Genomic DNA, 20368 nt, shown 5'->3' on the forward strand with positions numbered 1-20368 from the left:
CCCGAACCTGCGGGCAAGCGGCTCGTTGCCGCAAACCCATCAGGCTCGGCGCCTCATTTCGCCGCCGCGAAGCCGAGGCCTTCGTCCACCGTCGCCAGTTCGCCGCGCATCGAGCGGATCGCCTGCGCCCGGTCGCTCACGCCGAACACCGCCGATCCCGCGACGAACACGTCGGCGCCCGCCGCCGCGATCCCCGCGATATTCGACGCCTTCACGCCGCCGTCCACTTCGATCTGCAACGGCCGGCCGGTGCGCTGCATCGTCGCGTCGACCCGCACGCGCAGACGCCGCAGTTTATCCAGCGTGTGCGGGATGAACGCCTGGCCGCCGAAGCCCGGATTCACCGACATCACCAGCACGACGTCGAGCATCTCCAGCACGTGATCGAGCACGCTGAGCGGCGTCGCCGGATTCAGCGCGAGCCCGACGCGCACATCGTGCGAGCGGATCAGCTCGATGGTCCGGTGCACATGCTGCGAGGCCTCCGGATGAAAACTGATCACGTTCGCGCCGGCCTCGGCGAACTCGGCCACCAGCGGATCGACCGGCGTGGTCATCAGATGCACGTCGAACGGCAGCGACGTGTGCGGCCGGATCGCCGAGCACACCAGCGGGCCAACCGTCAGGTTCGGCACATAGTGGTTATCCATCACGTCGAAATGGATCCAGTCCGCGCCGGCCGCGGTCACGTCGCGAATCTCGTCGGCGAGCCGGGCAAAATCCGCCGACAGCAGCGACGGAGCAATCAGGAATTCGCGCATCGCGTTCTCCGTGCAAGTAAACCTGGGTAAGTAGGCAGGTAGCGTGGTCGCGCAGGTGCCTAGTGATAGCGGCGTGCCATCGTATCGAGCGGCAGCGGCTTGATGCGCGCGGCCTGCCCTGCGCAACCGAACGCCTCGAAGCGTTCGACGCAGATCGCGCTGGCCGCCGCGGTCGCGGCCTTCAACGCGGCGCGCGGATCGAATTCGGAGCGCGCGCTCGCGAGCGACTTGCGCATCGCGCCGCTCATCGCGAGGCGGATGTCGGTATCGATGTTGACCTTGCGCACGCCGTGCGCGATGCCGCGGCGAATCTCTTCGACCGGCACGCCGTACGTGGTCGGAATCTCGCCACCGTATTCGCGGATCACCGCGAGCCATTCCTGCGGCACCGACGACGAACCGTGCATCACCAGATGCGTGTTCGGAATGCGCGCGTGAATATCGGCGATGCGGTCGATCGCGAGAATGTCGCCGGTCGGCTCGCGGCTGAACTTGTACGCGCCGTGCGAGGTGCCGATCGCGATCGCGAGCGCGTCGACGCCGGTCGCCTCGACGAAATGCAGCGCTTCGTCGGGGTCGGTCAGCAGATGTTCGCGCGACAGTTTGCCTTCCGCGCCTACCCCATCCTCCTCGCCGGCCATGCCGGTTTCGAGCGAACCCAGACAACCGAGCTCGCCCTCCACCGACACGCCGACCGCGTGTGCGGCGTCCACCACGCGCCGGCTCACGTCGACGTTGTAGTCGTACGCGGCAGGGGTTTTCTGATCGGGCAGCAGCGAGCCGTCCATCATCACCGACGTGAAGCCCGAGCGGATCGCCTGCTGACACACCGCCGGGCTCGCGCCGTGATCCTGATGCAGCACGAGCGGAATGTCCGGATGCGCTTCGAGCGCGGCGAGCACCAGATGCCGCAGATACGGCTCGCCCGCATACTTGCGCGCGCCCGCCGACGCCTGCAGGATCACCGGGCTCGCGGTGGCCTCGGCGGCCTGCATGATCGCGTGAATCTGCTCCATGTTGTTGACGTTGAACGCGGGCACGCCATAGTCGTGTTCGGCCGCGTGATCCAGAAGTTGGCGCAGGGTAATGAAGGCCATTGCGTGCTCCTCGCTATCGGATGAAATCGGGTCGGGGCGGCTTGAATCAGGCGCCGCCCGCTCGGCGCACCGTGTGCGCGGCGACGACGCGATGGGCTGCGTCGACCAGCGCCTGCGTGCTGAGGTTGAAATGCTTGAACAGCGCGCCGGCGGGCGCCGATTCGCCGAACGTATCGATGCCCACCACGTCGCCATCGAGGCCGACGTATTGCCGCCAGAACGCGCTGACACCCGCTTCGATCGCGACGCGCGGCACGCCCGGCGGCAGCACCGCGTCGCGCCACTCGCGCGGCTGACGATCGAAGGTCGTGGTCGACGGCATCGACACCACGCGCGCGGCGATGCCGGCGGCGGCGAGCGGTTCGATGGCGTCGAGCGCGAGCGCGACCTCGGAGCCGGTCGCGATCAGCACGACGCGCGCAGCCGGTTCGGCCGGCGTGGTTTCCGGCCAGTCGCGCAACACGTAGCCGCCGCGCGCGATCGCGCCGATCTGCTCGGCCGAGCGCGTGACGAACGGCAGGTTCTGGCGGCTCAGCAACAGACACGACGGCCCATCGCGCTCGACCGCGCTGACCCACGCCTGCGCGGTCTCGACGGTGTCGCACGGACGCCAGACGTCGAGCCCCGGGATCAGCCGCAAACTCGCCGCGTGCTCGACTGCCTGGTGGGTCGGGCCGTCTTCACCGAGGCCGATCGAATCGTGCGTGAACACGAAGATCGAGCGCGTCTTCATCAGCGCGGCCATCCGCAGTGCGTTGCGCGAGTAGTCGGAGAAGGTCAGGAAGGTGCCGCCGAACGGCAGGTGCCCGCGATGCAGCGCGATGCCGTTCATCATCGCGCTCATGCCGAATTCGCGTACCCCGTAGTGCACGTAGTTGCCGCCGCGCAAGCCGCCGCCGTCGCCCTCATCGCCCTGAGCGGCGCCGACGTCGACCGCGTTGGGCCAGTCGGTCAGGTTCGAGCCGGTCAGGTCGGCCGAGCCGCCGAGCAGTTCCGGCAGGCTGCGCGCGAGCGCGCCGATCGCCTTTTGCGAGGCCTTGCGCGTGGCCAGCGTTTCGGCCGCGCAATCGGTGTCGCGCAGTAACGCGCGCACCGTGTCGTGCCACAGCGCGGGCAGCTTGCCTTGCACACGCCGCTCGAACTCGGCGGCCTCGACCGGATAGCGCTTGCGATATGCGTCGAAACGCTCGTGCCAGTCGGCTTCGGCGGCGCCGCCGCGCGCACTCGCGTCGAAATTCTCACGCACTTCCTGCGGAATCTCGAATGGCGGATGCGGCCAGTTCAGCGCGAGCCGCGTGCGCGCGATTTCCTCCGCGCCGAGCGGCGCGCCGTGCACGTCGTGCGTGCCGGCCTTCGACGGCGCGCCCTGGCCGATCACCGTGCGGCAGCAGATCAGCGTCGGCCGACCGGCCGCGCGTGCCGCGTGCAACGCGCGATCGACCGCGTCGACGTCATGGCCATCCACCTCGCGCACCACGTGCCAGCCGTAGGCCGCGAAACGCGACGGCGTGTCGTCGGCGAACCATTGCGCGACGTGGCCGTCGATCGAAATGCCGTTGTCGTCGTACAGCACCACCAGCTTGTCGAGCTTCAGCGTGCCCGCGAGCGACGCCGCTTCGTGCGAGATGCCTTCCATCAGGCAGCCGTCGCCGACGAACACGTAGGTGCGGTGATCGACGATCCGATGTCCCGGCCGGTTGAATTCGCGCGCGAGCAGCGCCTCGGCGAGCGCCATACCGACGCCGTTCGCGAGCCCCTGGCCAAGCGGCCCAGTGGTCGTTTCGACGCCGGGCGTGACGCCCACTTCGGGATGCCCCGGCGTTTTGCTGTGCAACTGGCGAAATCGCTTCAGTTCGTCGATCGGCAGGTCGTAGCCGGTCAGATGCAACAGGCCGTACAACAGCATCGAGCCATGTCCGTTCGACAGAATGAAACGATCGCGGTCGGGCCACGCCGGGTTGCGCGGGTTGTGCTTCAGATGCCGGTCCCACAACGCGACCGCGATCTCGGCCATGCCGAGCGGCATGCCCGGATGCCCCGACTTCGCCGCTTCCACCGCGTCGATCGCGAGCATGCGCAGCGCGTCGGCCATCTGACGGGTGGCGGGAGCGACGGACGATTGAGCGACTGCACTCATCGGTACTCTCCTTGCGAAATAGACGGGCCGCGCGACTTCATGCGCGCGAGCGCCGGTCGATCAATTGCAGAATCATCGGCGTGAAGATCAGCTGCATCGCGAGCCCCATCTTGCCGCCCGGCACGACGATCACATTCGGCCGCGACATGAACGAGTCGTGCAGCATCGTCAGCAGATACTGAAAGTCGATGCCCTTCGGCCGCGCGAAGCGGATCACCACGAAGCTCTCGTCGGGCTGCGGAATTTCGCGCGCGGTGAACGGGTTCGACGTGTCCACGGTCGGCACGCGCTGGAAGTTCACGTGCGTGCGCGAGAACTGCGGGCAGATGTAGTTCACGTAGTCGGGCATGCGCCGCAGGATCGTGTCGACCACCGCTTCGTGCGAATAGCCGCGCATGTTCTGATCGCGGTGCAGCTTCTGGATCCATTCGAGGTTGATGATCGGCACCACGCCGATCAGCAGATCCGTGTGCCGCGCGAGGTCGACCTTGTCGGTCACGGCCGCGCCGTGCAGACCTTCGTAGAACATCAGGTCGGTATCGGGCGCGACGTCTTCCCACGGCGTGAAGGTGCCGCTGTCCTGCTTGTACAGCTGCGCCTCACCGGCGTCGTGCACGTAGTGGCGCAACTGGCCGGTGCCGTTCTCGCCGTAGCGGGTGAAGAGCGTCTCCAGTTCTTCGAGCAGATTCGCCTCAGGGCCGAAGTGGCTGAAATTCGGCGCGCCGTCGCGTTCGTGATCCTTCATCGCCGCGCGCATGCCGACGCGGTCGTAACGATGGAACGCATCGCCTTCGACGATCTGCGCATTGATGTGCTCGCGCCTGAAGATATGCATGAAGCTCTTCATGACGGTGGTGGTGCCCGCGCCGCTCGAGCCGGTCACCGCGATGATCGGATGTTTGATTGACATGCTTGTGTCTCCGGATGACTGTGTTCTTTGCGCTGTTTTGCTGTGTGTGACTTGACGCGGCGTGCGTGTGCGGCATGCGCTGGCCGCGGTTCCTGCTGGCGGCCTGCCGGGTGAGCTGTTTTGCAACTCGCCCGGCAAGCGCGCATCAGGCCGTGAAATCCGGCAAAAACAGCGAGCGTGTGCCGAACAGCGGCGACGTGAACGGCTTGTCCTCGCCGCGGTCGTATTCGCCGTGATAGCGCGCGATGCGTTCGACCTCGTTCTTCGAGCCGAGAATCACCGGCACGCGGCCATGCAGCGTGCGCGGCTGTACGTCCAGAATCCGCTCGCGCCCGGTGATCGACAGACCGCCCGCCTGCTCGATCAGGAAGCTCATCGGATTGGCCTCGTACAGCAGCCGCAGACGGCCCTCCATCTCCGGCGTCTTCGAGTCGCGCGGATACATGAAGACGCCGCCGCGCATCAGGATGCGATGCACCTCCGCGACCATCGACGCGATCCAGCGCATGTTGAAGTCGCGCGCGCGGCAGCCGCTACGGCCGTCCTTGCATTCCTGCACGTAGCGGCGCACCGGCGGCTCCCAGAAGCGTTCGTTCGACGCGTTGATCGCGAACTCGCCGGTATCTTCAGGAATCCGGATGTTCGAATGCGTGAGCACGAAGTTGCCGATCTCGCGCTCGAGCGTGAAGCCATGCGTGCCGTTGCCCACCGACAGCACCAGCATCGTCGACGGTCCGTACACCGCGTAGCCGGCAGCGACCTGCTCGCAGCCGGGACGCAGGAACGCGGCCTCACTGCCGGCATCCTCGGCCGGATCGCGGCGGCGCAGCACCGAGAAAATCGAGCCCACCACGCCGTTGATGTCGATGTTCGACGAGCCGTCGAGCGGATCGAACGCGAGCAGATACTCGCCGCGCGGATAGCCGTCCGGAATCGCGTACACCTCCTCCATTTCCTCGGACACCATCGCCGCCAGCAGGCCGTCCCACTCGCATTGCTGGACGAAGACTTCGTTGGTCGCGACGTCGAGCTTCTTCTGCTCTTCGCCGTGCGTGTTGACGGTTTGCGCGGAGCCGTAGTTGCCGCCGAGCGCGCCCTTGGTGAGCCGCGCGGAGATCGATTTGATGGCGGCCGCCACATCGATCAGCAGCGCGGAGAGTCCCGCTGTTTCCTGCGCATTCGCGGCACCGGGCTGGCGATCGAGCGTGTCGATCAGAAACTTCGAAAGTGTCGTGCGTCCGTCCTGCATAGCCTTCTCCGTGAATGATGTCGTGACGTCGTGACTCGGTGAACCAGATCAGCAAGCCGAGTCGGCGCCAGGTCGGTGAACCGGGTCAGCCCGGCGGCTCGGCGCCCAGCAACGGCTCGTCGAACACGCGGCTCGCGCGCACGTCGGTGGCGTCGATCAGCGTGAGCGCGGCGGTGTCGATCGGCTCGCCGCCTTGCAGCGCGCCCGCGAACAGACGGTTCGCCTGGCGCAGCCGCGCGCGGTCGAGCGCGTTGCGCACTGAGCGCGCATTGGCGAAGTTCGGCTGCCGGATGCGGCGCGCCAGATAGTCGGCAAACGCGCGCCGCGAGTCGGCGTCGAAGCGGTAGTGCATCGTGCCGAGCATGCGTTCGGCGATTTCCAACAGTTCGGATTCCTCGTAATCCGGAAACGTGATGTGATGCGCGATGCGCGAGCGGAAACCCGGATTGCTCTCGAAGAACACCTCCATCCGCGACGCGTAGCCGGCGAGGATCACCACCAGGTCGCTGCGCTGGTTCTCCATCGTCTGCAGCAGGATTTCGATCGCTTCCTGGCCGTAGTCGCGCTCGTTTTCCGGGCGATACAGGTAGTACGCCTCGTCGATGAACAGCACGCCGCCCATCGCGCGCTTGAGCACGTCGCGCGTTTTCGGCGCGGTATGGCCGATGTACTGCCCGACCAGATCGTCGCGCGTGACCGACACCAGATGATTGCGGCGGATATAGCCGAGCCGGTGCAGCACCTCGGCCATGCGCATCGCGACCGTGGTCTTGCCAGTGCCGGGATTGCCGGAGAAGCACATATGCAAGGTCGGTGCGCCGCCAGCCAGACCGAGCGACGTGCGCGCGCGCTCCACCAGCAGATGCGCGGCAACCTCGCGAATGCGCGTCTTCACCGGCGCGAGTCCGACCAGATCGCGATCGAGTTCGCCGAGCACGTCGCCGATGCCGGAGTCGCGATACAGCGCGGCAAGATCGACTTGCGACGCGGCTGCGGGGGCAGCCTCGGGCGCGGCTTGCGGCGCGTCGGTGGGTGCGTCGGCGGGTGCGCCAGACCTCGCAACGGCTTCGGCGATGGCGGCATCGTCTGTCATGGTTCCTCCTTGCGATCCGGCGAGCCTCGGCCACAGGTCACGCGGCTCGTCGCGAATCGCCTCGTGCTGGATTCGTTGCGGGAGTGAGCGAGTCAGCTGGCGGCCACGTAGCGCTCGCCCGCCGGCCGATCGGTCGCATAGCCCGCAATGCCGTAGCGCTGCGTGCGTCCCTCGGCGTCCTGGCGCACCAGCCGGAAGCCCGGCTCGGTATCTGGCCGGTTGACGATGAACGACAGCCGCATCGTCTCGAAGGTGCGCACCGAATCGAACGCATTGACCTTGATGTAGTGCTGCGGGCGCGCCGCGCGGCAGGCCTTGACCTCCTGCAGCACGCCGGCCGCGTCGTGCAGATCGAACATCGGCAGACCCCACATTTCCCAATACGTGTTGCGCGGATGCGGGTCGTCGGTGAATTCGACCGAACAGGCCCAGCCCTGGCTCAGCGCATAGTCGATCTGCTTGCTGATTTCCTCGTCGGTCAGCTCGGGCAGAAAAGAAAACGTTCCTTGTGTAATACGCATGACGAACCTCGTTGATGGATGTCGCGTTCAGAACGGCGTCAACAGTGTCCTCGCGCGGTGCCGGGGCACCGCGTCGAGGCCTTCGCTCGTGAAGCCGTGGTGGATGGAGAGTCGACTCGCTCAGGCCGGTGTCGGCGTGGTCGCGAAGTCGGGCGTGTCGGTCGATGCGTAGTTGAAGGTCACGTCCTTCCACGTATCGAGCGCCTGTTTGAGCGGCGTGCACCAACGCGAAGCCGCTTCGAGCACGTCGGGCCCTTCGTTGACGATGTCGCGGCCCTCGTTGCGCGCCTTCACCATCGCTTCGAGCGCGACACGGTTCGCGACGGCGCCCGCCTGGATGCCGCCCGGATGGCCGATCGTGCCGCCGCCGAACTGCAGGATCGCGTCGTCGCCGAACAGGTCGAGCAGTTGATGCATCTGCCCCGCGTGAATCCCGCCCGAGGCCACCGGCATCACCTTGCGCAAGCCGGCCCACGGCTGATCGAAGAACAGGCCGCGCGACAGATCGACCGCGTTGTGCGCGTCGCGGCACACGTTGTAGTAACCCTGTACCGACAGCGGATCGCCTTCGAGCTTGCCGACCGCGGTGCCAGCATGCGCATGATCGACGCCCGCCATGCGCAGCCACTTGGCAATCACGCGGAATGAAATGCCGTGATTACGTTGCCGTGTGTAGGTGCCATGACCGGCGCGGTGCAAATGCAGGATCATGTCGTTCTTGCGGGCCCAGCGCGACATCGACTGAATCGCGGTCCAGCCGATCACGAGATCGATCATCACGATGCACGAACCGAGTTCTTTCGCGAATTCGGCGCGCTCGTACATGTCCTCCATCGTGCCGGCCGTCACGTTCATGTAGTGGCCTTTGACTTCGCCCGTCTCGGCTTGCGCGCGGTTCACCGCGTCCATCGCGAACAGGAAGCGGTCGCGCCAGTGCATGAACGCCTGCGAATTGATGTTCTCGTCGTCCTTCAGGAAGTCGAGGCCGCCGCGCAGACCTTCATACACCACGCGTCCATAGTTCTTGCCCGACAGACCGAGCTTCGGTTTCACCGTCGCGCCGAGCAGCGGACGTCCATACTTGTCGAGCCGTTCGCGCTCGACCACGATGCCGGTCGGCGGCCCCTGGAAGGTCTTCAGATACGCGATCGGAATGCGCATGTCTTCGAGCCGCAACGCCTTCAACGGCTTGAAACCGAACACGTTGCCGATGATCGACGCGGTCAGGTTCGCGACCGAACCCTCTTCGAACAGATCGAGCTCGTACGCGATGTACGCGAAGTACTGCGGCTCGCTGGAGCTCGATGCGGGAACGGGCTCGACCCGATAGGCTTTGGCGCGATACATATCGCAGGCGGTCAGGCGATCGGTCCACACCACCGTCCACGTCGCTGTCGACGATTCGCCGGCCACTGCCGCGGCCGCCTCCTCGGGGTCGACACCGGCTTGCGGCGTGATGCGAAAGAGCGCGATCACGTCGGTCTCTTTCGGTTGGTAGTCCGGTTGCCAGTAACCCATCTCGCGGTATTTCATCACGCCTGCCGCGTACCGCTCGCGCGGATTGTGCGGATCGCGCGAATGCTGGTCGGGCTGAATCGGCGGTTGACTGAAATCGTTCATGACGTGTCCTCGAAGGTGGCAAGCGCGCTGCCGGAAGAACGAAGCGCTTGTGTTGCACTGTAGGCACGGACGTCATGAAGGGGAATTCACGATTTTATTTGGCAGACTTAATGGATCCGTTATCGCTTGCACATCGTGATGCGTTTTTTCGGCACTCGCGATGCAATCAGGCGCAGAATGTATCGGTGAGCGATGCGAGCACGGCGTGACAGCGCAACCGCCTTGAGCGGACCGCGATGGCACACTTTGCTTCGTTTTCGCCACACCGCGCGGTCGCGCGTTTATCACGCGAACCGCGCGATCGTCGCGCGATGGCGCAATTCGGCGGGCACTGCATTGCCGTCCGAAGCAGCGCGCGAGCGCGATCGGGCCGGCAATGCACGCGGGCATGGAGCTTGCGTGATGCCGGAAGCCGTCGAGCCCGGCAGCACGCGGACGCGGCGGCGCAACGCTGTTTCAACCCATGGAGGAAGCACGTATGCAATGGACCACCCCGAGCTATACCGACGTACGCCTCGGTTTTGAAATCGTGATGTATGTCGCTACGCGTTAAGCCCGCGGGAGGGCCGCATGTCGCGGCCCCCTTGCTGTTCCCGTTGGTGTTTGTCTTCAGCTAACCGGCCGGCCTTGCGGCTCTGTCTGGACACACGTTCCCAGCCATGATCCACGAAACGATCGTCACCACGTCAGCGTGCGATGGCCGTCCCCATATCGCGCCGATGGGCGCGCGCTCCGAGGGTGAGCGCATCATCCTTGCCCCTTTCCGTCCGTCCACGACGCTCGACAACATTCTGGCGTCGCGCGCGGCAGTTCTGAATTTCACCACCGACGTGCGCGTCTTCGCGGGCTGCGTCACGCACTGCGCGACCGACTGGCCGACCGTGGCCGCGACTCGCGTCGCCAGCGTGCGGCTTGCCGAATCGCTCGCGCACGCGGAGCTCGAACTCGACGAGATCCGCGACGACCCGCAGCGTCCGGTGCTGGTGATGAAATGCGTGCACCGCGAAAATCATGCGCCGTTCGCGGGCTTCAATCGCGCGCAGTCGGCGGTGGTGGAAGGCGCGATTCTGGTGAGCCGGCTCTTCATGCTGCCGCCCGACAAGATCGATCGCGAACTCGCGTATCTGCAGATCGCGATCGACAAAACCGCCGGCGAGCACGAGCGCACCGCCTGGGGCTGGCTCGTCGCCGCGATCGCGCGGTATCGCGCGAACCTCGAAGCGAGCGGCAGCGAGGCGGCGGCTCCCGTCCATCACGAGTAGTTTTCTCCGGAGAGTTTCGATGACCGCATTGCTTGCGAGCGTCCGCTCGGCTGACGAAGCATTCGACGCCGCTCGCGCGGGCGCCGAACTGATCGACCTGAAGGAACCGAACGACGGCGCGCTCGGCGGCCTCGCGATCGGCGCGATTACGCAGATCGCGCAGCAGTTGCGCGCGCGTTATCCGGTCAAGCCGATCAGCGCGGCGATCGGCGATGTGCCGGCCGACGCCACCGACGAGATCGCCGCGCGCGTGATCGAAGTCGGCGACGCGGGTGTCGATTATGTGAAGGTCGGCGTTGCGCGCGGACCCGCCGCGCGGCGCTGCATCGAACAACTCGCTACTCTTCCGGCCACCGTCGTGCCGGTGCTGCTGTGCGACGGCGGCATGGACGACGAGCTGGTCGGCCACACCGCCGCGCTCGGCTTCGCCGGCATGATGTTCGATACCGCCAGCAAGGACGGCAGCACGCTGTTCGATCACGTGGACGTCGATACGCTCGCGCGCTGGTTGCGACTCGCGCGCGAACACGGTGCGATGGTCGGGATTGCCGGCGCGCTCGGCTGGACCCAGCTGGAACAGATTCGCGCGCTCGCGCCGGACGTGGCCGGTTTTCGCACCGCGTTGTGCGCGGACGGCCGACGCTCGCGGCTCGATCCGCAGCGCGTCGCGCAATGGGCGAGCGCGCTGCATCGACCGGGTGGTGGTGGGATCGGCACGGGCAGTGGCGCGCAGCTTCCGGGCTCGGCGAATGCGGCGCGGTTGTAGTGTGGCTATCGTACGATGTTGAGCGTGGTGAGCCGGCGGCGGTTTCCTCAGCTCGCGGAGCGCCTGTCCGGACTCGCCGTGTTTCCTCCAAATACCTGGCGCAGCAACGCGCGGCTCAACAGCCACAGATGCAGCACGAAACGCGCTTTAAGGCGGTCTCGCATCCGGTAGTGTCGCGAGCAGATGATCTGTAGAGCCTTGCCCGCGTTGCCCGCGCGCGCAAACGCCGAAGCCGCCAGCGGCGCGACGGCAGCCATCGCGCGAGCACGGGCCGCCTGTGAAGCCTGCGGCACGTTCAAACTCTCGAGCAACGTGTAATTGAACGCCGCCGGATGCGCGTTTCGCGAAATCGACGCATCCGTGAGCCGATACTCGGCCACATACTCGTTCACGAAGAAGACGCTTTCCGCTTCGACACACAGGCGTAGCCCGAAATCGAAATCGCAGGCATCGCCTACGAGTTCCGGCGATCGATACGCAATGCGTCTCGCCATTTCGCTGCGCACCATGAACGCATCGTTCGGAAACATGCGCAGAATCCCCGCGTTCGCCGGCGTGGCCTGCAAACCCGCGGCATCGGGGGTTCGAAAGTAATCGCGATTCAGCACTTCCGATTCGGCTTCGAGCCGCTTGCCTTCGTGCGTGATGAGATATTGCTTGCCGAATGCGGCCGTCAACTCGCGATGCGCTTGCCAGCAGTTGGCGAGGCGGCTGATCGCGCCGGGCGTGAGCGTATCGTCATCGTGAAGCAGCACGAGGCGCGCGCCGCTGGCTCGCTCGAAGAGATCGTTGACATTGCCGGCCTGGCCCAGGCGCGGCGAGTTGCGGCGATAGTCGATGGAAACGCCCGGCGGGGCAACGACCGTTTCGATCCATCGGGCCGTTTCGTTGTCGCTGGAATCGTCGCCGATCAGAATCTGCAATGGCCGGTAGTCCTGCTCGAGGCAGGACGACAGGGCCAGCTTCAGCAGTGCGGTCCGGTTACAGGTCGGAATGCAAACCGTGACGAGCGCATCCGGCGCGCCCGCCGCAGCGGACGCCGGCTCAACAGTCTGATCGATCATGATCTTAAGCAGCCCTGAGGGTAATCGATGGCTTCGGGATTCTTGTCGCTGCGCGTACGCCAGTACTTCGGCTTCAACGATGCGCGACGATGGTTTGCTCCGTGCTGCCGGACGTCTCTCCGGTTTGACGAAGCGAACCGAGATTGGCGGCACGAACGATGGGCGGCAACGCTTTGATCAGGCCGCGCCTGGCGAGACTGATCGCGAGATGGGCAAAGTAGATGCCCACGAATGCGTACAGTTTGAAGCGGTTGGGCGTGATGCGACTGTAGCGTTTGATGCCGATGTAAAGACGCGCCGCTTCGCATTGCAACTCGTACTTCGTCATGCCGTTCGACGACTCTTTTTGCAGCACGCCCGCGTCGGTCGCCAGATGCTTCGTTCTCAGTGTCGGACTGAACTGGATCTGAAAGCCTCGCGCCATCGCACGAAGACAGATCTCCGCGTCTTCGCTGCCGAAAAAAATGTTCTCGTCCCAACGCTCGGTCGCGAGCAATGCCATTGGGAAGAAAGACGCGCAGACGGTGGCCGTCTCCGGCACCGCGCAGTCTTCGAAGTACCCGCGAAAATTCAGGCGACTGGCACCGCTGCCGACATCGTCGCGATAGCCGGTCAGGATCGTCTTCACGCGTTGAGTCGGTTCCAGTTTGCCGAGATACGCCCGGGCCGCCGAAAAGAAATCGGGCGGAACGGCGGTGTCGTCGTCGAGGAACGCCACGTAATCCAGATTCGCGACCATGGCCGCCGTCAACGCACTGTTGCGGTTCGCGCAGACACCACGGCGCGGACCCGTGGTGTACAGCACGCGCGGAAATTCGGCGACGACGGCTTGCGTGGCCGCGATCTGCGCCGGCTCACGCGAATCGTCGCTCACGACGATCACGTCCGGCGGCGAGTCGCATGCCATCAAACCGCTGAGGCAGTCTCGCAGGATGTCGGGCCGATGCATCGTCGTGATGCAGGCGGCGATACGAAAGTTACCGAACGGGGGCATGTGAGTCCTTTTTCATGCTCCGCGGCGTAGAAGTGCCCTGGCGCTCCTCGACGCGATTCCACCAATTCGCGACGTACGCGGGCGGCTCTCTTCAAAACCTCAACGTCTTCCTGTTACGGGCAAGCGGCTATCGAAGCGGTTATCAATTTCTAACTTTCTCGCGATCATGACGGGGCAAAGATAGAAGTCGGGAGAATGTAGCAACGATCGATTTCGACGTGTGTGGTTAGCCGCACATCCAGGCGGCGATCGTGGACGGGCGACCGCGCGAATACGTCCTCGCGGGACACCGCGGCGCTTCATTTCTGCACCAGGCTCAGGTAGTTGCCGTTCGGATACGCGGCATTCAACCACGTCGACAGGCGGTTCAGCTGCGTACCGTCGATCCCTTCGCCGCGCATCAGCGGCACCTGATTCCACGTCCACGTCGGGAAATTCTCGATCGTCCCGCCCGATAGCGTGCCGTGCACGTAGTCGAGCGCGCACAGACTGCGAATGCTCCAGCCGCAGGTCGTCTCGTAGCTCACCGCATTCGGCTGACCCTCGCGCTGCCAGTTGCTCAGATTGAAACTCGTCGTCGTGTCGAGCCAGTTCGCGAGGAACGCGTTGACGACTGCCTGCTCGGTCGCGACGCTCGTGCCTTTCCACACGCCGTTCTGGCCGCCGCTCCAGACGTCGAGCGGGCTCGTATCGCGGATCGTCCAGCCCTGATTGACGTTGGCCACGCCGACGCCGTTGTCCATCTCCTGCGCACCCTTGAGCACGTACAGGAAGTTGCGGATCGGCTCAGTGCGACCGCTGACCTGATAGAGGTTGTCGAGCAGGCCATACGCGTATTGCCAGTCGACTGGCAGGTGCACGTTGTGCGCGCCCGAACCGGGATTGAGCAGAATCTGCAGGTAGTACCACTGGTTCGACTTCACGTATTGCGCGACCGAGCTGCCGAACATGCTATTGGCGGTGGGGAAGTTCAGGATATGCGGCGACACGTTGAAGATGAAGCGCCAGTAGCCGCACCAGCCGCGCGCTTCCGGTTTCGGTGCGTGCTGGAGATTGACCCATGCGCTCGGGCAGCTCTGTTCGAGCGAGTACTCCTGCGCGAGCTCCCACGACTTCAGCAGTTGCCATTGCACGGTGCCGTAAAGGTTCTCCTGCTGTGCGATCGTGTAGCTGCCGTTCGTGCCGGCATTGGGCGGCGCGAATTGCTCGCCGAACGCGATGCCCCAGCTATACAGGTCGTTGAAGATGTTGCCGGTCTTGCCTTGCGCGTAACTGGCGCCGCCCTGCGCCAGTTGGGTCTTCATGTTGAAGGTCGCGCTGCCGCTGCCTTCGCCCGCGTACAGCTTGTTCAGATTGCTGTTGGTGAAGTAGTCGCCCCACGCGTCTTTCGGATGGATGCGCGGCACCCAGTGATTCCAGTCGGGCAACTGCAAGCCGATCGGAATCTCGCGCAGGTTGATCTGGCCTCTGGTCGCGACCACGCTTCTGTCGACCACGCCGTTCGGGAAGATCGCGGCCAACGTGTCGAGATCGTTCTCCGACACGGCGCCGAGGCCCGCGCCGCAGGTCCAGTCGCTGAGCGGCGCCGAGTCGAGCCCGGGGCCGGGCTGGTAGGGCGGATTCCACGGCCGGCAGTTGGCTCCCGGCGTCGGATACTGGTTCTTCAGGCTGCGGATATAGCTTGCGATCTGCGCGCCCTGAGTGGCGCTCAGCCCATGAAACTGGCTGCGTACGATGATCGAATTGTTCGAGTAGTTGAACTTGAACAGGTCGCTGCCGCTCGCGCTATGACAGTCCATGCAATGCGCCTGCAGTTGATGGCTCGCATTGATCGGCGATTCGATAAGCTGCGCGCTTTGCCACAACTGCTGGCCGGCGGCGATATCGCTCGCGTTCGCGAGCGGCGCGGTCCACGCGGTCGGGTCGTCCTGCGTGAAGCTCGACGCGGCAATCAGTGGATTGCCGGCGCTATCGAGCAGATTGAACGACAGCACGCGATAGCCGGAACTCACGCCGTCAGTGCCATTGAAACGGAAGCTGATCGTGTTGGTGCCGTTCACCGCGCCTGTGATCGGCACGTTCAGGCTGATCGTGTCGTAGCCGCCGCCGATGCCGCCATACAGCTTCGCGTTGCCGAGCACGGTGACGCTCGCGTTGGTCAGCGTGATCCAGCTGCCGCCGTTGATCTGAACGGAAGCCTTGCCGTCGTACGACAGGTTGTTGACCTGCATCGTCAGCACCTTCGCCGATGCGCCCGCCGAAATTTTTAGCGTCGCACTGACGGTCTTGCTGCTGCCCGCGCTCATGACTTCGAGCGGCATCACGAGAGCGCGCCCTATCCGGTTCTGTGCGTTTGCCTGCAACGACTGCTCGCCCGGCGGCAACGACACGGCGCTCCCGGTTTGCGAGTCGAGCGCCGCACTGCCGCCGCCCCCTCCTCCGCATGCGCTCAATAGCGTCTGGCTCAATATGGAAAGCACGAAAACGCGATTATGTCGTTTCATTGCCTCTCTCCATCTGGTTACTGCGTATTCCCCGACCTTGTTTATCGACGTTTGCGCGCAATTCCCCGACGCCGCATCAACCTCAGGCGATCGAGGGAATGATCCGAATTCGCGTAATCGGGCGCCTCCCGATAATTTCCAGACTTAGATTTGATTTGAAATTTTAATTATTGAAAGACACATCTTCTTCTTTGAGCTTTGCCAGCCCACCACACCCACTCTTGCATTTGCCGAACCCATCGCGCGAAAGCCGACGTATCTTTTCGTGCTCAATTATTCAAAATATTTTTATATAAGCTCGAACACCTCGCAACCTGTTCGACCAGCCATTTTTCAGATTGAATATTATTCTCCTGCGCGAATTAGTAAATTGGACTGAAGTCCTAGGACGCCCCGAGATTTATGTCCATTGTCGGTTCTAGATATCCGCGTTTGAAATACCAACCTTTGCCATTCCGTTGACGAATAAAAAACGTATCGGCGATTGGCGTTTTCGACGTGATTCGCGACGGGACGAAGGCTTGAGGAATCCAGTGCATCCGGTCATGCCGTCAGGGTAGAGCAGGTAAGTTGGTCGTTGCCAATCATGGAACGCCGTTTCCAGGCGAGATCGCAGACATGCCTTTGGGAAGGCAAGTAAACCTGCTGCGTGTCTTGCAGGAACGGGAAGTCGAGCCCATCGGCTCCAACACTTGATAAAGGTAGGCGTACGAATAATCGCGGCCAGCAGTCGCCCACTTGATACCTCCCCTGCGAGAGCGGAGAGAAGAGGTTCCATCGCTAACCATAGCTGGCCAGCAAACATCCGCGAACTCAGGAATGTGCTCGAGCGAGCCTGCGTTGCAAGTTCAGATAGAACTGCACTTCGAACGCGCCGGAGAATTTCGGAGGTGCCCGACTGCTGACATCCGACCGCGGAGCGTCGCTGCCATGCGAAGGCGGTCGGTTCAGAGGTGCAGGAGAAACATCAGCTGTATCAGAGATCCGCATCGCTACGGATCCCGTCCTCAACAAAGCCTACGTATCACGTACGCGTAATCGAAGCCCCACCATCGATCAACGAAGCCGTACCCGTCACGAAGGACGAATCGTCGGAAGCGAGGTAAAGCGCCGAACGTGCAATCTCTTCCGGCTTTGCCACCCGCTTGAGCGCGTGCAGGCCCGTCACGAACGTCTGCGATTCGGCCGTGTCGTTCATGCCGCGATACATGTCCGTGTCCACCGCGCCCGGCAGGATCGCGTTGACGCGCACACCTTGCGGGCCGTATTCGGCCGCGAGCGCCTGCGTCAGTCCGATCAGCCCGGATTTGCTCGCGGCATAGGCGGCGGTCCCCGGGAAGGCGAACGAGTAGCCGACGAACGTCGACGTGAAGATGATCGATCCGCCTCCATGTTTGATCATCTCGGGAATCTGATGCTTGGCGCCGAGAAACGCGCTTGTCAGATTGGTGGCCAGCGTGGCTGACCAACCGGCTTCCGAGACCTCCGTCGACGGTCCCATTTCACCGAGTATCCCCGCATTGTTGTAGGCGATGTCGAGCCGGCCGAAGCGGCTGACGGCGAGTGCGACCAGCGCTTTCGCGAACGCTTCGGATTGCACATCACCTGCCAGCGCAACCGCCGTCCCACCGTCTCGAACGATCTCCGCCACCAGCGTCTCGAGTTCGGCCTCGCGGCGTGCCGCCACGACCACCTTGGCGCCCTCCGCGGCGAACAACTTTGCGGCAGTACGACCAATGCCGCCACTGGCGCCAGTAACGATCGCGACTTTTCCTTTTAAGCGTTCCATGTTTATTCTCCGGTTTCATCTTGAGCCGACACCCCATGCGTCGACCCGTTGAAATGGACTATAGGATTCCGCTGTTGCTGGAGAAAGACCAAAAATATGGCAGTATCATTCAGCTTTTATGAATGATCGGAGCGCCATATGGACCGGTTGCGCGCGTTTGAGGTCTTCGTGACGGTAGTCGAACGGGGCAGCTTTGCGCGCGCGGCCGATGCGCTCGAGACCTCTCCCGCGAACGTGACCCGCTATGTGAATGAGCTGGAAGCGCATCTCGGCACGCGGCTACTGAATCGCACCTCGCGAAGACTATCCCTGACTGAAGGCGGCGAAACGCTCTATTCGCGCTGCAAGGCCATCCTCGAAGACGTCGTCGACACCGAAGGGCTCGTGTCGGCCACCTCGTTCGAACCGCGCGGACGACTGCGCATCAATGCACCGGTCAGCTTCGGCATCCGGTATCTCGCGCCGCTGTGGCCGCGTTTCATGCGGCAATATCCCGATGTCGAACTCGACATCACGCTCATTGATCGCGTCGTCGATATCGTCGAGGAAGGCTTCGATCTGGCGATTCGCATTTCGCGCGCCGGTACGGTCGATCATGCGGCCCGCAAGCTGGCGACATCGAAAAACATCCTGTGTGCGGCGCCCGCTTATCTGAAGCGTTGCGGACATCCAAAGATACCGACGGACCTGCTCGGCCATCGCTGCATCGGTTATACGTATGCCGCCCCGGCGGACGAATGGCAACTGATGGGCAGCGACGGCAAGACTCACGCTGTCGAGGTCAACTGTCATATGCACACCAATAACGGCGACACGGCACGCGAGGCGGCGCTCGCGGGACACGGCGTGATCCGGCAGCCCACCTTTCTGATCGGCGAGGACCTGCGCGCGGGCCGGCTCGTGCAGGTCTTGCCGAAATACCGCTCGCCGGATATCGATGTGCTCGCGCTGTACCCGAGCCGTCATCACGTCAGCGCGAAAGTGCGGGCGGCAATCGATTTTCTGGTCAGCGCGTTTGCGGGAGTGGCGCCGTGGGACAAGGCGTGAATAGATCGTCGACATCGACCGCTAGAGGTTGCGGTAAGAATTCGCGGCAAGCGGAAAATATCTGAAAACAGGGAGTGTCGAACATGTTGATTGCCTTCGCAGGACTACCCGGCACCGGAAAGACAACGATTGCCCAAACACTCGCCCGCAAGCTCGCCGCGGTTTATTTGCGTATCGATACGTTGGAACAGGTATGGATCGATTGCTGCAACAGCGGAGAGGATATTGGACCGGCCGGCTATCTGATCGGCTATGCGGTTGCTAAAGATAACTTGCGCCTCGGGATGAGCGTCGTCGCGGACTCGGTGAATGCTCTGCAGGTGACGCGCAATGCCTGGAGAAATGTGGCGCACGAAGCAGGCGTGCGCATCTTCGACATAGAGTTGATTTGTTCAGATACCGAGGCGCATCGTCGGAGAGTCGAGGAACGATGGGCGGATATCCCTGGCCACAAACTGCCGACGTGGAAGAGCGTGATTGAACGTCAATATGATGCGTGGGATTCCGAGCGTCTTGTGGTCGATACGGCGAATGTTTCGGTTGAGCAGGTTGTCGAAACTATTATTCGGCGTCTGTCGATGTTGGCTCCTGAGAGGAGGCAAGGTACTGCGGCAACGCCCCCCCTTGACGCCCCCAAAATCTCTGACTAAAGTCAGATAAATGACCCCATCCGACATCCTCCAGATTCGCCGCTTCAATCGCACGGTCGCCGAAAGCATTGGCGCTATCGACGATCAATTCCTCGGCCGAGGCCGCCCGATGGGCGAGTCGCGCCTGCTGTGGGAAATCGGCGTGGACGGTGTCGATGGCGTGGACATTCGCACGCTTCGCGCGCGGCTCAATCTCGATTCGGGGTATGTCAGCCGTACGATCGCGTCGCTTGAGCGGCAGAAACTCGTCGCGGTCGTCACGCACCCGAACGACCGTCGCGTACGTCGGGCGTGTCTGACCAAGGCGGGTCTCCTCGAAAGAGCGGAACTCGAACGGCTTTCCGACGCAGTCGCCTTACGCGCGATCGAACCGCTCGGCCCCAATCAGCGTCGGCGGCTGATCGAAGCGATGTCCGAAGTTGAGCGCTTGCTACAGGCATCGCTTGTGCATTTCGCGCTGGAAGAACCGGATAGCGACGACGCGCGATGGTGCTTCGAACAGTATTTCGGCGAACTCGATAAGCGCTTCGATGCAGGCTTCGACCCGTCCATCAGCCTGTCGGCGGATACCGACGAATTGAGAGCGCCGGATGGCGCGTTGATTGTCGCGAGACTCCATGGAAGCCCGATCGGCTGCGTCGCGCTGAAGTTTCATAAGAAGTCCCCGGCCGAACTCAAAAGAATGTGGGTGAGCCCCTCCGCGCGCGGTATGGGCGTGGGCCGCCGGCTGATTGTCGAAGCGGAGAAACGTGCCCGCGAGGCTAAAGCGCGCGTCATTCGCCTGGAGACGAATCGCACGTTGAGCGAAGCGATTTCGCTGTACCGGCAATCCGGATTCGTCGAAGTCGATGCGTTCAGTACGGAACCGTACGCGCATCACTGGTTCGAGAAGCGACTGGTGTGA

General features: G+C 63.5%; 20 protein-coding genes. 8 read left to right on the forward strand and 12 right to left on the reverse strand.

Features of this window, described 5'->3' with window-relative positions; genetic code table 11:
* Positions 1-53: 53 nt before the first annotated feature.
* The 8 genes from rpe to HHL14_RS06435 all read right to left on the reverse strand — a co-directional run bounded on the left by rpe (position 54) and on the right by HHL14_RS06435 (position 9388).
* Positions 54-761 carry a ribulose-phosphate 3-epimerase gene (rpe, locus tag HHL14_RS06400; RefSeq protein ID WP_169496716.1) on the reverse strand — a complete coding sequence of 236 codons (708 nt, stop codon included), beginning with the start codon at positions 759-761 and terminating at the stop codon, positions 54-56.
* Between the two features lie 59 nt (positions 762-820).
* Entirely contained in the window at positions 821-1858 is a 1038-nt protein-coding gene (gene fba / locus HHL14_RS06405; protein WP_169496717.1) for a class II fructose-bisphosphate aldolase, read from the reverse strand.
* 46 nt (positions 1859-1904) lie between these two features.
* Positions 1905-3995, reverse strand: coding sequence for a transketolase (tkt, locus tag HHL14_RS06410; protein ID WP_169496718.1), 2091 nt, complete (start codon positions 3993-3995; stop codon positions 1905-1907).
* Positions 3996-4032: 37 nt separating this feature from the next.
* Positions 4033-4905: a phosphoribulokinase gene (locus HHL14_RS06415; protein WP_169496719.1), complete on the reverse strand. Its 873-nt coding sequence runs from the start codon at positions 4903-4905 to the stop codon at positions 4033-4035.
* 145 nt (positions 4906-5050) lie between these two features.
* Positions 5051-6154, reverse strand: a complete 1104-nt coding sequence (locus HHL14_RS06420; protein WP_169496720.1) for a class 1 fructose-bisphosphatase — start codon at positions 6152-6154, stop codon at positions 5051-5053.
* 85 nt (positions 6155-6239) lie between these two features.
* Positions 6240-7247, reverse strand: coding sequence for a CbbX protein (cbbX, locus tag HHL14_RS06425; protein ID WP_169496721.1), 1008 nt, complete (start codon positions 7245-7247; stop codon positions 6240-6242).
* 92 nt (positions 7248-7339) lie between these two features.
* Complete coding sequence (locus HHL14_RS06430; RefSeq protein WP_169496722.1) at positions 7340-7768, reverse strand: ribulose bisphosphate carboxylase small subunit; 429 nt, start codon at positions 7766-7768, stop codon at positions 7340-7342.
* A gap of 120 nt (positions 7769-7888) precedes the next feature.
* Positions 7889-9388, reverse strand: a complete 1500-nt coding sequence (locus tag HHL14_RS06435; RefSeq protein WP_169496723.1) for a ribulose-bisphosphate carboxylase large subunit — start codon at positions 9386-9388, stop codon at positions 7889-7891.
* A 478-nt stretch (positions 9389-9866) separates the two neighbouring features.
* On the opposite strand from HHL14_RS06435, the gene pqqA reads away from it, so the two are divergent.
* From pqqA to HHL14_RS06450, 3 genes are all read left to right on the forward strand, one after another.
* Positions 9867-9941: a pyrroloquinoline quinone precursor peptide PqqA gene (pqqA, locus tag HHL14_RS06440; protein WP_113062024.1), complete on the forward strand. Its 75-nt coding sequence runs from the start codon at positions 9867-9869 to the stop codon at positions 9939-9941.
* Positions 9942-10047: 106 nt separating this feature from the next.
* Positions 10048-10650, forward strand: a complete 603-nt coding sequence (locus tag HHL14_RS06445) for a DUF447 domain-containing protein (RefSeq protein ID WP_169496724.1) — start codon at positions 10048-10050, stop codon at positions 10648-10650.
* A gap of 19 nt (positions 10651-10669) precedes the next feature.
* Positions 10670-11416: a (5-formylfuran-3-yl)methyl phosphate synthase gene (locus HHL14_RS06450; protein ID WP_169496725.1), complete on the forward strand. Its 747-nt coding sequence runs from the start codon at positions 10670-10672 to the stop codon at positions 11414-11416.
* A gap of 47 nt (positions 11417-11463) precedes the next feature.
* Here HHL14_RS06450 and HHL14_RS06455 read toward each other — a convergent pair whose 3' ends face one another.
* From HHL14_RS06455 to HHL14_RS06465, 3 genes are all read right to left on the reverse strand, one after another.
* Positions 11464-12480, reverse strand: coding sequence for a glycosyltransferase family 2 protein (locus tag HHL14_RS06455; RefSeq protein ID WP_169496726.1), 1017 nt, complete (start codon positions 12478-12480; stop codon positions 11464-11466).
* A gap of 73 nt (positions 12481-12553) precedes the next feature.
* Positions 12554-13474, reverse strand: a complete 921-nt coding sequence (locus tag HHL14_RS06460; protein ID WP_169496727.1) for a glycosyltransferase family 2 protein — start codon at positions 13472-13474, stop codon at positions 12554-12556.
* Between the two features lie 299 nt (positions 13475-13773).
* The gene (locus HHL14_RS06465; protein WP_169496728.1) at positions 13774-15978 is read right to left on the reverse strand and encodes a hypothetical protein; all 2205 of its coding nucleotides are present in this window, start codon (positions 15976-15978) and stop codon (positions 13774-13776) included.
* A 537-nt stretch (positions 15979-16515) separates the two neighbouring features.
* Here HHL14_RS06465 and HHL14_RS33920 point away from each other — a divergent pair.
* Together HHL14_RS33920 and HHL14_RS34085 are read left to right on the forward strand one after the other, a co-directional pair.
* A complete protein-coding gene (locus tag HHL14_RS33920; RefSeq protein WP_407945266.1) occupies positions 16516-16674 on the forward strand; it encodes a sigma 54-interacting transcriptional regulator in 159 nt (52 codons plus the stop codon).
* The gene (locus HHL14_RS34085) at positions 16671-16883 is read left to right on the forward strand and encodes an AAA-type ATPase lid domain-containing protein (protein ID WP_456238712.1); all 213 of its coding nucleotides are present in this window, start codon (positions 16671-16673) and stop codon (positions 16881-16883) included. The genes HHL14_RS33920 and HHL14_RS34085 overlap by 4 nt, the downstream gene beginning before the upstream one ends.
* Before the next feature lie 119 nt (positions 16884-17002).
* Here the strand turns inward: HHL14_RS34085 and HHL14_RS06475 are convergent, their stop codons facing one another.
* Entirely contained in the window at positions 17003-17767 is a 765-nt protein-coding gene (locus tag HHL14_RS06475; protein ID WP_169496729.1) for an SDR family oxidoreductase, read from the reverse strand.
* A gap of 138 nt (positions 17768-17905) precedes the next feature.
* Between HHL14_RS06475 and HHL14_RS06480 the strand changes: the two genes are divergently transcribed.
* From HHL14_RS06480 to HHL14_RS06490, 3 genes are all read left to right on the forward strand, one after another.
* A complete protein-coding gene (locus HHL14_RS06480; protein ID WP_169496730.1) occupies positions 17906-18814 on the forward strand; it encodes a LysR family transcriptional regulator in 909 nt (302 codons plus the stop codon).
* Positions 18815-18897: 83 nt separating this feature from the next.
* Positions 18898-19464 (forward strand): AAA family ATPase, encoded by a 567-nt coding sequence (locus HHL14_RS06485; protein WP_169496731.1) that lies wholly within the window; start codon positions 18898-18900, stop codon positions 19462-19464.
* Positions 19465-19474: 10 nt separating this feature from the next.
* Positions 19475-20368 carry a bifunctional helix-turn-helix transcriptional regulator/GNAT family N-acetyltransferase gene (locus HHL14_RS06490; protein ID WP_169496732.1) on the forward strand — a complete coding sequence of 298 codons (894 nt, stop codon included), beginning with the start codon at positions 19475-19477 and terminating at the stop codon, positions 20366-20368.

It is taken from the genome of Paraburkholderia antibiotica (assembly GCF_012927125.1).
Taxonomy (GTDB): Bacteria; Pseudomonadota; Gammaproteobacteria; order Burkholderiales; family Burkholderiaceae; genus Paraburkholderia; species Paraburkholderia antibiotica.